Source organism: Oceanobacillus sp. FSL W7-1293 (assembly GCF_037969815.1).
Classification (GTDB): domain Bacteria; phylum Bacillota; class Bacilli; order Bacillales; family Amphibacillaceae; genus Oceanobacillus; species Oceanobacillus oncorhynchi.
The window spans coordinates 802541-819242 of the sequence record NZ_CP150212.1; the positions used below are offsets into that span (position 1 = coordinate 802541).

Genomic DNA, 16702 nt, shown 5'->3' on the forward strand with positions numbered 1-16702 from the left:
GGCAGTTATATACCGCCAAACGTAAATAACTTTAGGGAGGTTGGCATATGCCGTCCCAATCAAATAAGAATAAATTGAATGTGCGAAAAAAAAATACGTTTAAACTAATTAAGTCTCTAGTTCAATTTGTGGTAATTAGTTTACTTGCGGTTCTGTTGATACGTACGCTTTTTATTACGGAAAGGTATGAATCTCTGTCCTCTGACACTATGGTAAATGAGGAAGGTTTTCTAGCTATCTCATATTTTGGAGTAGATCGAAGCGGCTCCGCGCAGCATGTGTCAAAAGAACAATTAGAGACACAGCTGACAGTTCTAAAAGAACAGGGCTTTGAAACGATTTCTCAGCAGCAAATTCTAGATTATTATCATGAGGGAAAGCCTTTGCCAGAAAAGGCATTGTATCTATCGTTTGAAGACGGGCGGACAGATTCAAGTATTTTTTCTCAATCTTTATTGGAGGAACTGAATTATAAAGCAACGATGTATACCTACGCCGATAAATTTGAAGAGCGAGATACAAAGTTTTTAAAACCGAACGATTTAAAAACAATGATAAGAAGCGGCTACTGGGAGCTTGGTACAAATGGTTACCAATTATCCTATATCAATACTTTTAATGAGCATGGGGAGTCTTTGGGGGAATTAGATGATATACCAATTCCTGACCAGCCAGATATTGAATATTATAATCATTACTTAATGGACTATCTTCGAGATGAATATATGATTCCGAAAGAGACGCGTAGAGAAATGGAACAGAGAATTTTAAATCAGTATAATAAAATGCATGAATCTTATACAGAATATTTTGATGAAATTCCAAATGCCTATGCAATCATGCACGCGAATTCAATGTATAATAATATGGATCAATCTGTAGAAGCAATCAATGAGGAAATGATAAAAGAAAATTTTTCTCTTCATTTTAACCGTGATTTAACCTCTTTCAATGGTCCCAAAACAGATATATATAATCTAAATCGACTGCAAGTAGCTCCTTGGTGGTCGACTAACCATCTTTTAATGAAAATACAAGAGGATTATGACTGGGGTATTCAATTTGAAAACGGTGATGAATCTATTGCAAACCTGTGGTCAATAAACGGTGGAGTTGGAGAATTTGTTGGAGAGAAGATTATATTAACTTCTCAATCGGAAAAAGAGGTAGTTGCTACTTTAAAAGAAGAGTTGCCTGAACCTTATCGTATTTCTATGAATCTTGAAGGGAATATAATGGGAGAACAGACTTTTTATTTGTCTAATGACAATAAAGAATTGAAATTTAGTATAGAACAAAACAAACTATATATTTATCAACAAAAATCAGATAAAGAAGAGGTACTGTTTGAAACAAATTTAAGTGAGATTAAATGGAATCAAGATGACTATGCATTTAATAAAGCTATGGTTTATACGTACGAAGACACACAACAAGGTTCTCGAGTAGACGACGATGAATATCCAGTTACTTTGCAAAATAATCGCCAAATAGTATTAGATGTTGATGAGCAAGAAATTACTGTTGAGATTGATGGAAGAAGTATGATCCAGATAGATTGGGTAAACGAAGAAAACTTAACACAATTTGCAGTTGGCGGTAAAATTGTAGATTTAAATACAGAGCATCAACAAAATACTGATACTATCTATGATTCAGTTGTTAATATGCTTCAAATAACTTCTGAAGATGATATGATTTATCAGGTTATACCGCCGGCAGAAAATAAGCTAAAAAGAGATATAAAATATAAAACAGATGAGATAATCAACTTTTTCATAGAATATCTATAAGTATAGATTTCAATTTGTGTTCTGCTAAATAGTTTAAAAGTCTCTTTAACATTAAAGGAGGGGTATGTATTTGCCGCTAAGAAACATAATTATTGTTATAATTTTCATATTTATTATAGGAGGATGTTCAGCAGCTGAGGAGGAAAAAGATACACCTATGTTAAAACCGAGTGAAGATGTGGATGACATTTCAGTTAAAACCTCTGTTTGGATGGTAGATTGGGATGCTGAAAAGAGTCTGGATGATGTAAGTTCCTCTCTTTCAAATGTAGATAACATTATATTATTTGGAAATTATTTTGATGAGAATGAAAAGCTCTTTACTACACTAGAAGGACAGTATTTAATTGATGAATTACTGCAGCAGCCAATAAGAACGGATAAGCAGGTATATCTTTCGCTGGTGAATGATCAGTTTTTAGAAGATGGCTCTACCATTCAAAAAAGTCCGGACCTTATAAAAAATTTGATGCAAAGTGAAGAAACTCGAAAAAAGCATATAGAAGAAATTATGAATTATGCGGCAAGTATACCTATAGATGGTGTCGAAATTGATTATGAAAAAATACCAGAGGAATATATATCTTCATATCTGCAATTTTTAGAAGAATTATCAGAGCAACTCTCAGGGAAAGGGTTAGCGTTAAGAGTAGTACTTGAACCATCGTTCCCTGTTGAACAATATACTTTACCAGAGCATATAGATTATTCCATAATGACATATAACTTATATGGAATGCACAGTGGACCCGGCCCTAAAACTGATAAAAATTTTTTGAAAAGTTTAGCTGACATGTATTCAAATCAAGCAGCAACTATAGAATTTGCATTGTCCACAGGGGGATTCAGCTGGAAAGATAATTACGTTACTTCACTATCTGAAAATGAGGTAGAAGATTTGATTAATGTAAATAATGTAACACCGGTAAGAGACCATGAGAGCGGTGCCTTGACCTTTATTTATGAGGAGGACAAACAAGAGGTGGAAGTATGGTATGCAGATGCTGAAACACTGACTGAATGGGCGAAACTATTAGCTGAGGAAGGGGAATATTATACTTTTTCTTTTTGGAGAGCCGGTGGTTTAAGTGAAGATACACTAAGAAGAATTAATCAGCTTGAAGAAGTTTTAACACAAAAAAATAAGGAAGAAACATAATTACTATCTCTAAACAAAGTATTATTTAGAATGGATGGAAATAAGCAGAATCCTCGCTGGGAGAAGTGAGTTTTTGGCTAAATCTTGAAAGAGTGTATTTTATCGAATTTCTTTTGTTACTCGATGGAAACTTTTGATAAGGGATGGAATAGTTTTAAGCTCGGCTGCTGAATAGATACTCGGGAGAATAATTCAACTTTTGTAACAATAAAATAACTTGGTAATAATACGTAGTACAATGATATCTAACTAAAACTTTTGACAAATTCAATATAGTACAGCATTGGATATTAGTAGGGTTTAGTTTTACAATTTTGGGTTTATTTATCAAAATGAAAGGGAGTGCTCCTTCAACAATGGTGCACTCCCTTTCATTTTGATAAAATTTTAAATTTTATCTTGTCATCAATAGAATTATAAAGTACTATGTATAAGTGAGGTCATCTGATGACCTTACTTATACATACCTAATGAAAGCGTTTTACAAGGGTGGCGAGGGGGAATTTGTTTGTATTTATTATTAGCTTTAAGTGCAATCATTGCGCCGTTTGTGTTTTTAGTTCTGTTACGTATGTCGGCGATGAAGGGGATGTCGTTAAGCGCAGCAATCGTTATTGCAATAGCTGTGATTTTTTGGGGGATGGAAGGAAATGTTATTCTATCATCGATTTTTCAGGGGGCCCATAAAACATTAACGATTCTATGGATTTTATTTGGTGCATTAGTTTTATTGGATACACTTCGAAAAACAGGAGCAGTGGACAGAATAAATCAAGGTTTTCAGAGCATCTCTGAAGATATGCGTGTACAGGTTGTCATTGTTGCTTTTCTATTTGGCGGAGTAATTGAAGGGGCAGCCGGGTTCGGAACTCCGGCAATGGTCACAGCTCCATTAATGGTAGCTTTAGGGTTTCGTCCGATTGTTGCTGCGACATTGGCGTTGATTGCAGACAGCACACAGGTGGCTTTTGGAGCTGTAGGTACACCTTTAGCAGTAGGATTAAGTAATATTCCGGGGGCAGATGCGGATTTTTTTAATGCAATTGGAGTGCGGATAACCATGTTGGATATATTCGCCGGATCATTTATACCGTTTATTGTCATTGTTATTATGACTTTATTTTTTGGTGAAAACAGAGGGTTTAAGTATGCCTTGCCGATGCTTCCGTGGACCATTCTTATAGGGTTTACTTATACGTTGGCTGCTTTGTTCTATGCTTCGGTATTTGGTCAGGAATTTATCTCTATTTTAGCATCCTTAACCGGATTGGTGGTAGCAACAATTACGGCTAAAAAAGGCTGGCTGCTACCAAAAACGACATGGAAAGAAGCGCTGCGTCCCGGTTTTGAAGTGAAAACGGAGAAGTCGAAGATGAGCATCGGGGCAGCCTGGACACCTTACGTTATTGTCGTTGCCTTGTTGTTAATGACCAGGATCATACCTTGGCTGCAAGAGTTCACCCAGACAGCCATTGATTTCTCTTGGACAACTATTTTTGGTGTAGAAGGTGTTGACTCTTCTTGGGAGTTTTTATATTCACCAGGGACGATTTTAACCCTGGCGGCAATTATATCCGTATTTGTTCACCGAAAATCGATTCGTACTTTTTTCAGTGCATCAAAAGATTCTTTTATGACGATGCGGACAACATCAATTGCTTTAGTAGCTACTCTGGCGATGGTGCATGTGTTTACGAATTCGGGAATAAATACAGAAGAATTAATTAGTATGCCACAGTATATTGCTGAGAGTATGGCGGAACATTTAGGATTTATGTGGATGTTCGTTGCGCCGTTTTTAGGAGAACTCGGTGCATTTATTACAGGGAGCGCAACTGTTTCCACGTTAACCTTTTCACCAATTCAATACAGTGTGGCAAATCAATTAGGTTTAGACATAAATACCGTAATGGCTGCTCAAGCAATGGGAGCTGGAGCGGGAAATATGATTTGTGTGCATAACGTTGTGGCAGCAAGTGCAGTTGTGGGTTTGAGCGGTAAGGAAGGGGATATTATTCGGAAAACGCTGATTCCGGCTATTTTCTATGGATTGATGATTGGATTGGCTGGATTTATTGCTATTCAATTCTTTGTCTGATAAGCTGATGGACTTTAAAAACCTCTGGGAATGAATTAAAATAGATTCACGTACTAGAGGAGTTGACAAGATGGAATATAAGCGTATAAAAACCGAAAAAATATATGAGCAAGTAGCAGATTCTTTGATTGGCATGATTAAGGACGGAAGGCTGAAGTCAGGTGATAAGCTGGATTCTGTAGAACAATTAGCAAAAAGCTTCGGAGTCGGCCGCTCCGCCATCAGGGAGGCGCTCAGCGGACTCCGCTCCATGGGGCTGGTGGAAATGCGGCAGGGAGAAGGCACCTACGTAAAAGCGTTTGATGCAGAGCTTTTCACCCTGCCGGTCAGCACGGCATTTTTAATGAAACAAAATGACGTCAAAGAATTATATCAGGTCCGCAAAATTTTAGAAGTTGGCACTGCCGCATATGCTGCAGAGAGCTATACGGACAAGGACCTTGAGAAAATGGAAGCGGCGTTACAGCTGATGGCGGATGCAAAAGGGAATGATCAGCTTTCTGAGCAGGCAGATACCGATTTCCATCTGGCTGTTGCTCAGGCAACGCAGATGAATTTATTGATTCATTTAATGGGCAGTGTTTCCGAATTAATGTCAGAGACGATTCGGGAAGCACGTCGGATATTATTATATACAGAAGACCGGTCACATATTTTATATGAAGAGCATGAACGTATTTATCAAGCAATTAAAAACAGGCAGGCGGACCAGGCAAGAGAAAAAATGTATGAGCATTTGGAGAATGTAGAGCAGTTGCTGTTTCAGGAGCTTGATAAAAATTAAGTACCTCGTTCATGTCCGGTATCAATAGAAGAGGTGGAAAAAATGAAAGTATCTTTGTTCATTACATGTGTAAGTGATATTGTTTTTGCAGATGTAGGTAAGAATACGGTGGAATTATTAGAGCGGCTGGGCTGTGAAGTAGATTTCCCGGCAGCTCAAACCTGCTGCGGGCAGCCCGCATATAACAGCGGTTACCTGAGTGAAGCGAAAAAAGCAATGAAGCAGATGATAAAGGCCTTTAAAGATTCGGAGTATGTGGTCGGCCCGTCTGGTTCATGTGTCGGGATGCTGCGAGAATATCCGAACGTATTCAAAGGAGACCCGGAGTGGGAACAGCCGGCGATTGAGCTGGCTAATAAATCCTATGAGGTAACCCAGTTTATCGTGGATGTATTGGGTATCACAGATGTCGGTTCTACCTTTGAGGGAAGGGTAACCTATCATCCATCCTGTCATATGACCCGTATTTTAGGAGTAAAGGAAGCGCCGACGAAGCTGCTTAAAAATGTCAAAGGAATTGACTTTGTTGAGCTGCCGGTAAAAGAGGACTGTTGCGGGTTTGGCGGTACATTTGCTGTGAAAAATGCAGATATATCCGCAGAAATGGTAAAAGAAAAATCCCGGCACGTCTCGGAAACAGAAGCAGAGTACCTTGTCGGCGGAGATATGGGCTGTCTGATGAATATCGGCGGACGTATGCGCAGAGAAGGTAAAAATGTAAAAGTCATGCATATCACAGAAATTTTAAATACACATGTCAAAGAGCAAGGAGGAGTAACCGTATGAGCATAAAAATTAGTGAAACTCCTTATAAAGAACGGATTGGAAAAGGGATTGACAATGATTTTATGCGGCAGGCCGTTTCTTCTGCACAAGGAAGGTTCCGAAATGGCCGCCTGACGCAGGCGGAAGAGCTCGGCAATTGGGAAGATTGGCGCCAGCTTGGAGAGGAAATACGGTCCCATACATTAGAAAACATTGATTATTATTTGTATCAGCTCAGTGAGGAAGTGGAAAAACGCGGCGGCAATGTCTTTTTTGCGGAGACGGCAGAGGAAGCGAATGCCTATATTGAAAATGTCGTCAAAAAGAAAAAAGCGAAAAAAGTTGTGAAAACCAAATCCATGGTTACCGAAGAAATTGGTTTAAATAAAACATTAGAGGAAATCGGAGCAGAGGTGGTCGAATCGGATTTAGGGGAATGGATTCTGCAATTAGATGAAGATCCTCCATCACATATCGTCACCCCGGCTTTGCATAAAAATAGGCAGCAAATCAAAAATACCTTTCAAGATAAAAAAGGCTATGATAAATCAGATACGCCGGAGGAACTGGCTTCCTTTGCCAGAGAACAGCTGAGGCAGGATTTCTTAACTGCGGATGTCGGGATTACCGGCTGCAACTTTGCGATTGCAGAATCTGGTTCTGTTACATTGGTAACCAATGAAGGAAATGCGGAAATGGTTACTTCCCTTCCTGATACACAAATCAGTGTCATGGGGATGGAGAGACTCGTTCCAACCTGGGAGGACATGGAAGTATTAGTCAGCTTATTAACAAGAGCTGCTGTCGGGCAGAAGCTGACCAGTTATATCACAACCATTACAGGGACGCGCTTGGAAGAGGAAATCGACGGCCCGGATGATTATCATCTGGTGATTGTGGATAATGGACGTTCTAAAATCCTGGGAACAGAATTTCAGTCTGCACTTCATTGTATCCGCTGTGCAGCTTGTATTAATGTGTGTCCGGTGTATCGCCATGTCGGCGGGCATGCGTATAACTCGATTTATCCAGGCCCGATTGGAGCTGTATTAACACCGCTTCTTGACGGCTATGAGGATCATAAAGAATTGCCGTATGCGTCTTCTTTATGTGCTGCTTGTACGGAAGCATGTCCGGTGAAAATTCCATTACATGAACAGTTGATACGTCACCGTGAAATTATTGTAGAAGAAGAGAAAAAATCGCCTGCTTCTGAAAAAATCATGATGAAAGGTTTTGCGCAATGGGCCTCGAATCCGGCGGCGTATAAATTAAGTACAAAAGTCGCAAGAAGTGCATTAAAACCGTGGACAAAAGAGGAATACGTTGAAAATGGCCCGGGACCATTAAAAGGATGGACGGATGTCCGTGATTTTCCGGCACCGGGGAAACAATCCTTCCGCAGCTGGTGGAATAAACGTCAGAAGGGAGGAGAGGCATAATGGCTATTCAAAACCGTGACTCCTTTTTAAGCAACCTTGCTGCAAACCTGGGCCGTCCGCAAAGAAGAGAAGGTGTGAGCCGGCCGGAGTACAGTGTTCAGCCGCAGCATGAGGTTTTTAAAGATTATTCTGCTGAAGAGCTGATTGGAGTGCTAAAGGAGCATTGTAAGGTTATCCATACCGATTTTGTCCGGACAGATAAAAGCGATTTGCAGGCGACACTGAAGAGAGTATTAGATGGATATGAGGCAGCTTCTATTATTGCATCGAATGATAAGCGTAACCAGGAATATGGACTGGATAAGGCTTATGAGGAATTTTCAAAAGAGGTCGATGTACATGTCTGGGATGCAAACCTTGGTAAGGAAAACCAAGTGATTGCCGAAAGAACAGATGTCGGTATTTCCTTTAGTGATATCACACTTGCTGAATCAGGAACAGTCGCATTGATGACGAATAAAGATAATGGCAGATCCATCAGCTTAATGCCAAAATGCTATATCGCCATTATTCCTAAAGAAACAATTGTACCGAGGATGACACAGGCAGCAGGCAAGATTCATCAGGATAATGAAAAAGGCATTGTTCCTCCTTCCAGTGTTTGTTTTGTAACAGGTCCTAGTAATAGTGCTGATATTGAAATGAATCTGATTGTTGGTGTGCATGGGCCGGTAAAGGTAACGTATATTGTAGTAGATTAATATAGCTTTTATGGCATCTGGGTCATTAAAAAAGCAGCTTCGGTCATAAAAAACACCTCTTCTGTTAAGCGTTTTTTAATCGCGCGGAACGGAAAGGTGTTTTTTGTGATTACTAAGCTGGAAGAGTTATATTTATCAAGAATAATAAGAATTACCATTACAAAAATCAGAAAAAACGTTATAATTAGGAAAAAGTAGTCCTGTCTAAATACCTAAATATAGTATAAGATTTTATTTTTGGAAGGATCCTTTTGCATGGATATAAGTATTTTCGTTTCCGCCTTAACAGAGGAGAAAACAGATGCTGGCGCCATGATAGATATAATACATAGAAAAGTTCAGTAAAAATAATAGTAAGAAACGGGATCCGTTTATTGGTTCTAAAAATAATACAAAAATTGGTTTTGACTGGACTGAATGTTTCCTTAGGTGTCTACATAGAATGAAATGAATTGAAGGATGAACTCTATCTATTTAAAACAACGAAGAAAAGGGGATTTATTATGAGCGATGAAGTATATACAGAATTTTGGAATGGTCAATTACTTGAACTGGTAACATCGGAGGAAAAAACATATTATACACAGCTCATTCGGAAAGAGTCTGAGCTGCTGATTCAAAGACCTGTCAATAAACAGAATGTACCTATGCTGATTGAAAACGGCATGACAGTCACAGTCTGTTTTCATGATGATAAAAAAGGGCTTTGTAACTTTGCATCCCAATTACATCTTCAGCAAAACGGAAAAATAGCCATTACGAAACCCTCTATAGATGCAATTAAAGTAGTGCAAAGAAGGCAATTTTTCCGTGTAAAAGTCATGCTGGATATGGATTTGACATTGCCTCCTGCAGAAGATGCAAATCCGAACGCTGAAGAAGCCGAAGGGGAAAATATAACCGTCATTACCCACGATATAAGCGGCGGGGGAGCAGCTTTCCTGACGGAGTCTAAAATTGTTGAGATAGGAGATAAGGTCGAAGGAACATTATATTTAAAAACAAAGGACAACCAGCAGAAGATTATATTCAAGGGCAATGTTGTGAATGTAATAAAACAATCAAATAACATGTATAAAAATGCGCTGCAATTTATTGATATGCGAGAAGGAACCAGGTCACATATTGTGAAATTTTGTATTGCTAAACAAATCGAGATTCGAAATAAAATCAAGGAATAAATGACGGATTGAAATATCTGGAAAGATATAATGATTGCTTTAATTTGAATTTTTTTTATAAAAAAGGAGGAATTTTTAATTTTCATGTCGAATGTATAGCAAAGGGTATAAGGAGGTAGAGGTATGTCGAATAAAGTTGGATCTATTAATCAGGAACTAGATGTGTATATTGCACAAAAGGAAGATATGAAGGCTATACTCCGCCTGCTAAAGGGTGTAACAACCTGGCTGAAGAAAAGCCGTTTAAAGCAGTGGGAGTTCCTTGATCAGGACGAGGAAGATCCGGAAGTAAGACAGTCTGTTGAAGATGGAGCTACCTTTGTTGTTAAAGAAGGCGATGAGATTATTGCCACATTTACGCTAAATGAAATGCAGACTCCTTGGGATAAAAACATTTGGGGACAATCCAGCGAAGATGCATTTTATATGCACCGTCTGTCCGTAGACTATGATCATATTGGACGCGGCTTAGGAAGACCTATTGTCGAATGGATGGAAGCATATACAAAGACGCAGGGAATGCGCCGGATTCGTTTAGACTGTGTAGAAAGCAATAAAAAACTGAACCAAATTTATAAAAACTTTGGCTATGATTATAAAGGCACAAATCATGATCATTGCAGGTATGAAAAGATTTTATAATTTGTAACCATTGTTTTCCATCCTCATTATTTTCTTCTTGTATTTCATAAGAATCAAATAACTTCAATATATTTAATCTGACGGTATACCTTATCGATTTTTGATTTGTATAAGGTTGCTGTCAGGTACATAATTTTCAAGTATAAAGCATGTTTTATATAGATATGCTTTTTTTCGTTATATAGACGCTTATAATATACGAATTGGAAAGGAAGTGAGACGTTGAAACAAAATAAATATGACGATCAGCCATTTTTTCAGGCGTATGCAGAAATGGACCGGTCAAAACAAGGTCTGGAAGGAGCCGGTGAATGGCATATATTAAAAGAGATGCTGCCCGATTTCCAGGGAAAGAAGGTCTTAGATTTAGGCTGTGGATTTGGCTGGCATAGCCGTTATGCACGGGAGCAGGGCGCAGCATCTGTGACAGGGACAGATATATCTGAACGTATGCTTGCGCATGCGAAGGAACTGACCAATGATTCAGGGATTGTGTATCTGCAGCAAGCTATAGAGGACATCGATTTTTCTGAAAGCTCAATGGATATTGTTCTCAGCTCGCTTGCCCTGCATTATATTAAGTCCTTTTCCAGTGTATGTGAAAAAGTGCATACGATATTGAAGCCAGGCGGAAGCTTTGTGTTTTCTGTGGAGCACCCCATTTTTACGGCGAGAAAAGAACAGGACTGGATATATGATCAAACAGGAAAGAATCCATTATATTGGCCAGTGGATAATTATCAAATAGAAGGAAAAAGAGAAGCATCCTTTTTAAATGAAACAGTGATAAAATATCATCGCCCGATGTCTGCTTTTATGAATGATTTAATCCAAGCAGGATTTGAGATTTTACGTGTGGAAGAGTCAGTACCTTCAGAGGAAATGCTTGAGAAAGTGCCGGCGATGAAGCATGAATGGCGCAGACCGATGTTTTTGATGATTGCGGCGGAGAAGAAAGCAAAGCAGAGCGTATAAAGAATAGTTGGGTATAGCGTACGTAATGAAAGATGGATGAAGAAGATATTTGTCAATGTCTTCTTTTTTTTGGGTTCCATTTTTCATTTATGGTCATATGCTGATAGGAGATTAAGGAAAGGCAGGGAACAGACCCATATGTATTATCATCCTATTTATCAGCAGCAAATGAATCGAATGGATTCGAATGGAAACCAAGGACATCCGTATGATGAACAGACAGCTAGTATCATAGAGGAAACCTTACAGCGTGAGGCATCAACACTTCCAATGTATTTTCAAATAGCAGATCAGTTTAGAAATGACGCATCGGCACAGGGACTTGTGTATGCTGTCCAATCCAGAAATCAAATCGCTGCAGGTCTGGAGCAGGTTTATCACTATTTTACCGGGAAACAGCTAGATATAAGCCAGTCAGAGTATAATCAGGAGAGAAATGTTCGTATCGAAGCTGTGTATGAGCATGCCAGGCAGGGCTATGAAGAAAACTATCATAAAAGTGCGCAAGTAAATGAACCGTATTCCCGGCAGATGCTTTATCAGCTCGCGATGACAGATTATCAAATTGCAAGCCATTTAGCGGGATATTTAGAAAATAATCAAGGGAATACAATAGCTTCCAGGGTTACCGATCATGGAGGAAATCCTTTCGTGATTGATATTGAAAATGCAGCGGAAAACAATACGAATTACCGTACTGCTTTATGGACGGGAGAACATCTGCAGGTTACATTAATGAGTATTCCAGTTGGAGGAGATATCGGCTTAGAGGTCCATCCGGATACCGATCAATTTATACGGATTGAAGAAGGAAGCGGAACGGTACAGATGGGAAACCGGCAGGATAACCTGACAATCAGACAGCAGGTGGAAGAAGACAGCGCGATAATGGTTCCTGCTGGTACATGGCATAATATTACGAATACAGGGGATGAAGCTTTAAAGCTTTATACGATTTATGCCCCGCCTCATCATCCGTTTGGCACGGTGGAAGCTACAAAAGAAGAGGCGATGCAGGCGGAAGGTTAGAGGATGTTTCTTTTAACAGATGAGTAATGAAAGCTACTGCGTTTTTCTTTTTAAAAATAGAAAGCCTTTCTTTTAATAGATCGGCTTTCTATTTTTTGTGCAGCAAATAAATTAGTTCAAATATACCTGTTTCTTAAGTTTATTCTATGTTAAAATTTCCAATATATTCTAATGAAACTAAAAAGTTGGAAGGAGTACATAGATGAGGGTTCAGGTCAGCAGAAATACAGGTGCACTCGGCGGATTATCCAGTTTAAAGGTCAATGTTAATGGGTCAGCACAGGGAAAACTGGGAAATAATAATGAATTTATTGCAGTATTTCCAGAAGATACAGCAGAAATGACAGTTAATCAAAGCTTTTTCTCCAGTAACTCTTTGACTGTGCATGATGGAGATCACGTTGAAGTAACCCTAAATAAAAAATATTCTCCACTTTCTGTCGTTGGTTTGCTTGGGATTATACTTGGAGGACTAACAAAAGCTGTATTGTTTCATGTTGTTGGATTAATTTGTTTATTCATTGTACTTACCATAGGCTCGAAAAATTGGTTTATCATTAAGAAAAAATAAATGAAAGTGGACGTACATGTGTGAAATGTTCGTCTGCTTTCATTTATTTTAGGTGCTGCAGTATATATTAGCCTGCGCATCAACCAATCCAAAAGGCGGACAGCCAGGCGATAAACGGAATCGTTCCCAAAGCAAGTATGGTAGAAAATACCGATGTAACGACTGCTTCCTGCTCTTTATCCGTATAGCGGGAAAAGAGAACCGCAGAAAGCATAAAGGTTGGCATGCAAGCAAGGATGACTAAGATATTTTGGAGTAATGTCTCCAGCGGCAAAAAGGACAGAATAATCATCACCATGATTGGAAGAATAAGCAATTTCCATACCAAAGGCATCCATAATTCACGGAAAAATAACGGCTGTTTGCTGCGGAAAAGGTCTGGCAGGCTAAAACCGACATAGAGCATCGCCATGGGAGCCGCCAGTGCGGAGAGCATGCCGGCCAAATCCTTAAATAAAACAGGGGCTCCCCAGCCGTTGAAGGCAAAAATAAGTCCGAAGCTGATAGCTATTAACGGCATATTCACGAGCGCTTTTAAGTGTCTCCATTCAAAATGATTATTGCTTTGCAATAGATAGATTCCCAGTGAGAAGACCACAACATCCAGTCCTGCATCAAAAATAGCAGCAAGCAGCCCGCCGGTTGGACCGAAGATAGCAGCACATAACGGAATGCCGATAAAACCGGAATTTCCAATAGCCGCAAGTAAGGCAAGCTGCTTTGATTTTGTCATGGAAAAGCCGATAATTTTTCCAAATAAAAAGCAAATACCAATAGCCAAAACGTTAAAACTGACACTGCAAATAAACATCAGAATAACCTGATGCAATACATCATCCGTTAAATCGGTATTGAAGACGCCATTTAAAATAATAAATGGAACGGCGACATTGATAATTACGCTCATGAACAGTTGTTTTGCTTCATATGTAATCGTGTTTTTAAGAGCTACCAAGGCTCCGATAGCTAAAATAAGCCCCATCATTATGACGGTTAATGCGACAGTGGTGACATCCATTTTAATCTCCTTTGAATCTGAAAAATTGGTATACTTAAATTCGATGTATAATTCTTAATACTAGAAGATTCACAAGAAAGAAACAAGCCTATTTTATAAAAAAGGAAGTGAAAATGATGATTCGTACATTAGATAGCGGAGAAGCATTGCCTATGAATCTATTAATGCTTGCAGATCCATCAGAAAGGCTGATCCGTGATTATACCTTCAGAGGAGTCTGCTATGTGCTGGAGAAAGAGGAAGAGGTGGTTGGTGTATATGTTCTTCTGCCGACCAGACCAGATACCGTGGAGCTTGTCAATGTTGCTGTGGATGAAGCTTATCATGGACAAGGCTTGGGAAAGCAACTGGTATTGCATGCGATTCAGACAGCAAAGCAGCAAGGATACCGTACGATAGAAATTGGAACAGGGAACTCAGGAGTTGCGCAGCTCGCACTATATCAAAAATGCGGGTTCCGGATGGTTTCCATTGACCGGGATTTCTTTTTACGGCATTATGAAAAGCCGATTTTTGAAAATGGGATACAGGTCATCGATATGGTACGTCTGGAAATGAATTTGGAGCAGTGAAAAAGATGCCAAACGCTGTTCAAACGCGTTTGGCATCTTTGGATGTCAGTATGATTTTTTCATTTCAAATTGCTGAAAGACTGCTTGCTGCGGTATTGGATAAATTTCTTTGCCAGCAATTGAATTAATGATTTTTTGGTTTCGCAAGACGGATAACCCTAAGTTTGTTGCACTGGAACCATGAGAATGTTCAATATTGGTCAACGTATATATTTGATTTTTACGGGAGTCTTTAAAAACAAGCCGATAATCTGCAGTTACACGAAATCTTTTTTTATCCTCCCATTCTATGTATTCATAGAAATTCTTCAGCCAATCAGGAAGATGCGGCTTATATCCAGTTGCCAGAATTACTTTATCCGCCGGGTAAGTAAATTTTTCTCCCTTTTGCCATTGTTCACATTGCAGGCTATAGGCTCCCTTTTGAAAATTGCCGCACGTTTCAATCGCATTTACTGCCGTGTTTGTTTGAATCGTAATTTGCTGCAAAGGCGATTCGATTGAACGGTTATAAAGCAGCTCATAAATTTTTTCCAAGAGTTTAGGATCAACGCCGTTTCGAATAGTGCTTAAATTTTCAAGCGACTCCATCCTGTCTTTCAACGGCAGGTTATGAAAGTAATCAACATACTCTGGTGAGAATACCTCCTTTCCGAGTCCTGTATCCTCCTTTTGAAAAATTCCGCTGGAACGGGTAAACCAGGTTAAATCATAAGCCCCCTCTTTTTGGTCTTGTAACAAATCGTAGAACACCTCTGAAGCACTTTGACCAGACCCGACGATTGTAATGGAATTTCCCTGCTTTAAGGTATCTTTAAGATACATATAACGGCTGGTATGTGTGATATCCTCTTCCGGAAAGCCTTGCAGCGCTTCTGGAATATTCGGGATACTGCCTGTTCCTAAAATAAGATGTTTTGCATAATAGCTTCGTTCACTTTCATCTTCTGTAGACCGGGCTGTAACCTTATAACAAGATTCATCCGGCATAGCTGTTACATCCGTTACACGTTGTCCGAACTGACAGTTATCTAGTCTGGAAGAGACCCATTTACAATATGTATTGTATTCTTCTCTTGGGATAGTGAAACGTTTAAAAAAGAAAAATTGATACATCCGATTATGCTCGTGGAGATAATTTAAATATGAAAAACGATTGGTGGGATCTGCTAAAGTTACCAGGTCTGCAATAAAAGGTGTCTGCAGGTCCATCCCCTCAATCAGCATTCCAGGATGCCAATCAAAAGAAGCTTCCTGTTCCAAAAATAAGATGTCTGCTTCTTGCAAATCATTTGTTAAAGCCGCAAGACTTAAATTAAATGGACCAATTCCAACACCGACTGCATCGTATACTTTGTTCATTGTCGTTCCTCCGATTGTATTTTTTAATTTGAATTATTTAAATCGCTTTGGTACGTAAGAAATAATTATGCTTTGTTGAGATGACTCTTACATAAAAGGCTTGCTAAAGAAAAGCAGCGTACTATCTTTTTTTCCCTATCCCCATGAAAATAAACGCTGAGGCTTCTCATCAAATTCTCATTTTTCTCTAAGGACATTATAAGCAGTCATTCAGTAAACTGGTAATTGTTAAGAAATTAAGGAGGTTTTTACCAATGAAGACAATTTTACTATCAACGGCAGCAGGAGCATTACTGTTTAGTGGAATCTACGCTAATACAGGAGAAGCGGAAGAAATCACAGCAGATAAGGAAGCAGTAACTATGGAAGAAGAAACAGGCGCAAATGCACAGGAAGAAATGGATGTTATCCAAGATCAAATTCCATCTGGAAATGAATCTGTTCAAGTTGTGGAGGATAATCCGCATAAGCGTATTCTATTTATTGGTGATGACGCTAATCAAAAAAAATACAAAACGATTTTTATCAAAGATACGAGCCGTTTAAAGATTATTGACTTAAATGGCGGACAAATATTTAATGAAGTTATATAAAATAAGGTAAGATAAAC

The 16702-nt window shown here is 39.0% G+C and carries 16 protein-coding genes; 14 read left to right on the forward strand and 2 right to left on the reverse strand.

Annotated features, from left to right (window positions below; genetic code table 11):
* Positions 1–47: 47 nt before the first annotated feature.
* From MKY65_RS03960 to MKY65_RS04015, 12 genes are all read left to right on the forward strand, one after another.
* On the forward strand, positions 48–1793 hold the full coding sequence (locus MKY65_RS03960; RefSeq protein ID WP_339182577.1) for a polysaccharide deacetylase: 1746 nt from the start codon (positions 48–50) through the stop codon (positions 1791–1793).
* 70 nt (positions 1794–1863) lie between these two features.
* Positions 1864–2952 (forward strand): glycosyl hydrolase family 18 protein, encoded by a 1089-nt coding sequence (locus MKY65_RS03965; protein ID WP_339182579.1) that lies wholly within the window; start codon positions 1864–1866, stop codon positions 2950–2952.
* A 508-nt stretch (positions 2953–3460) separates the two neighbouring features.
* Positions 3461–5050, forward strand: coding sequence for an L-lactate permease (locus tag MKY65_RS03970; protein WP_339182580.1), 1590 nt, complete (start codon positions 3461–3463; stop codon positions 5048–5050).
* A gap of 70 nt (positions 5051–5120) precedes the next feature.
* Positions 5121–5834, forward strand: a complete 714-nt coding sequence (locus MKY65_RS03975) for a FadR/GntR family transcriptional regulator (RefSeq protein ID WP_042531843.1) — start codon at positions 5121–5123, stop codon at positions 5832–5834.
* 42 nt (positions 5835–5876) lie between these two features.
* Positions 5877–6620, forward strand: coding sequence for a (Fe-S)-binding protein (locus MKY65_RS03980; RefSeq protein ID WP_339182582.1), 744 nt, complete (start codon positions 5877–5879; stop codon positions 6618–6620).
* Positions 6617–8041, forward strand: a complete 1425-nt coding sequence (locus MKY65_RS03985) for a LutB/LldF family L-lactate oxidation iron-sulfur protein (protein WP_339182584.1) — start codon at positions 6617–6619, stop codon at positions 8039–8041. The genes MKY65_RS03980 and MKY65_RS03985 overlap by 4 nt, the downstream gene beginning before the upstream one ends.
* On the forward strand, positions 8041–8742 hold the full coding sequence (locus tag MKY65_RS03990; RefSeq protein WP_339182586.1) for a lactate utilization protein C: 702 nt from the start codon (positions 8041–8043) through the stop codon (positions 8740–8742). Before MKY65_RS03985 ends, MKY65_RS03990 begins: the two co-directional genes overlap by 1 nt.
* Positions 8743–9245: 503 nt before the next feature.
* Entirely contained in the window at positions 9246–9923 is a 678-nt protein-coding gene (locus MKY65_RS03995) for a PilZ domain-containing protein (RefSeq protein ID WP_339182587.1), read from the forward strand.
* Between the two features lie 123 nt (positions 9924–10046).
* On the forward strand, positions 10047–10565 hold the full coding sequence (locus MKY65_RS04000; protein WP_256705681.1) for a GNAT family N-acetyltransferase: 519 nt from the start codon (positions 10047–10049) through the stop codon (positions 10563–10565).
* Positions 10566–10787: 222 nt separating this feature from the next.
* Positions 10788–11540, forward strand: coding sequence for a class I SAM-dependent methyltransferase (locus MKY65_RS04005; RefSeq protein ID WP_339182588.1), 753 nt, complete (start codon positions 10788–10790; stop codon positions 11538–11540).
* Positions 11541–11678: 138 nt separating this feature from the next.
* Positions 11679–12569, forward strand: coding sequence for a cupin domain-containing protein (locus MKY65_RS04010; protein WP_339182589.1), 891 nt, complete (start codon positions 11679–11681; stop codon positions 12567–12569).
* 202 nt (positions 12570–12771) lie between these two features.
* Positions 12772–13140 (forward strand): hypothetical protein, encoded by a 369-nt coding sequence (locus tag MKY65_RS04015; RefSeq protein WP_339182591.1) that lies wholly within the window; start codon positions 12772–12774, stop codon positions 13138–13140.
* 79 nt (positions 13141–13219) lie between these two features.
* On the opposite strand, the gene MKY65_RS04020 is transcribed toward MKY65_RS04015, so the two are convergent.
* Positions 13220–14158 carry an AEC family transporter gene (locus MKY65_RS04020; RefSeq protein WP_339182592.1) on the reverse strand — a complete coding sequence of 313 codons (939 nt, stop codon included), beginning with the start codon at positions 14156–14158 and terminating at the stop codon, positions 13220–13222.
* 113 nt (positions 14159–14271) lie between these two features.
* Between MKY65_RS04020 and MKY65_RS04025 the strand changes: the two genes are divergently transcribed.
* Positions 14272–14730 (forward strand): GNAT family N-acetyltransferase, encoded by a 459-nt coding sequence (locus MKY65_RS04025; protein ID WP_339182593.1) that lies wholly within the window; start codon positions 14272–14274, stop codon positions 14728–14730.
* A gap of 45 nt (positions 14731–14775) precedes the next feature.
* Here the strand turns inward: MKY65_RS04025 and MKY65_RS04030 are convergent, their stop codons facing one another.
* Complete coding sequence (locus MKY65_RS04030) at positions 14776–16092, reverse strand: SidA/IucD/PvdA family monooxygenase (protein ID WP_339182594.1); 1317 nt, start codon at positions 16090–16092, stop codon at positions 14776–14778.
* Between the two features lie 254 nt (positions 16093–16346).
* On the opposite strand from MKY65_RS04030, the gene MKY65_RS04035 reads away from it, so the two are divergent.
* Positions 16347–16685, forward strand: coding sequence for a hypothetical protein (locus MKY65_RS04035; RefSeq protein WP_339182595.1), 339 nt, complete (start codon positions 16347–16349; stop codon positions 16683–16685).
* The last annotated feature ends 17 nt before the right edge of the window (positions 16686–16702 follow it).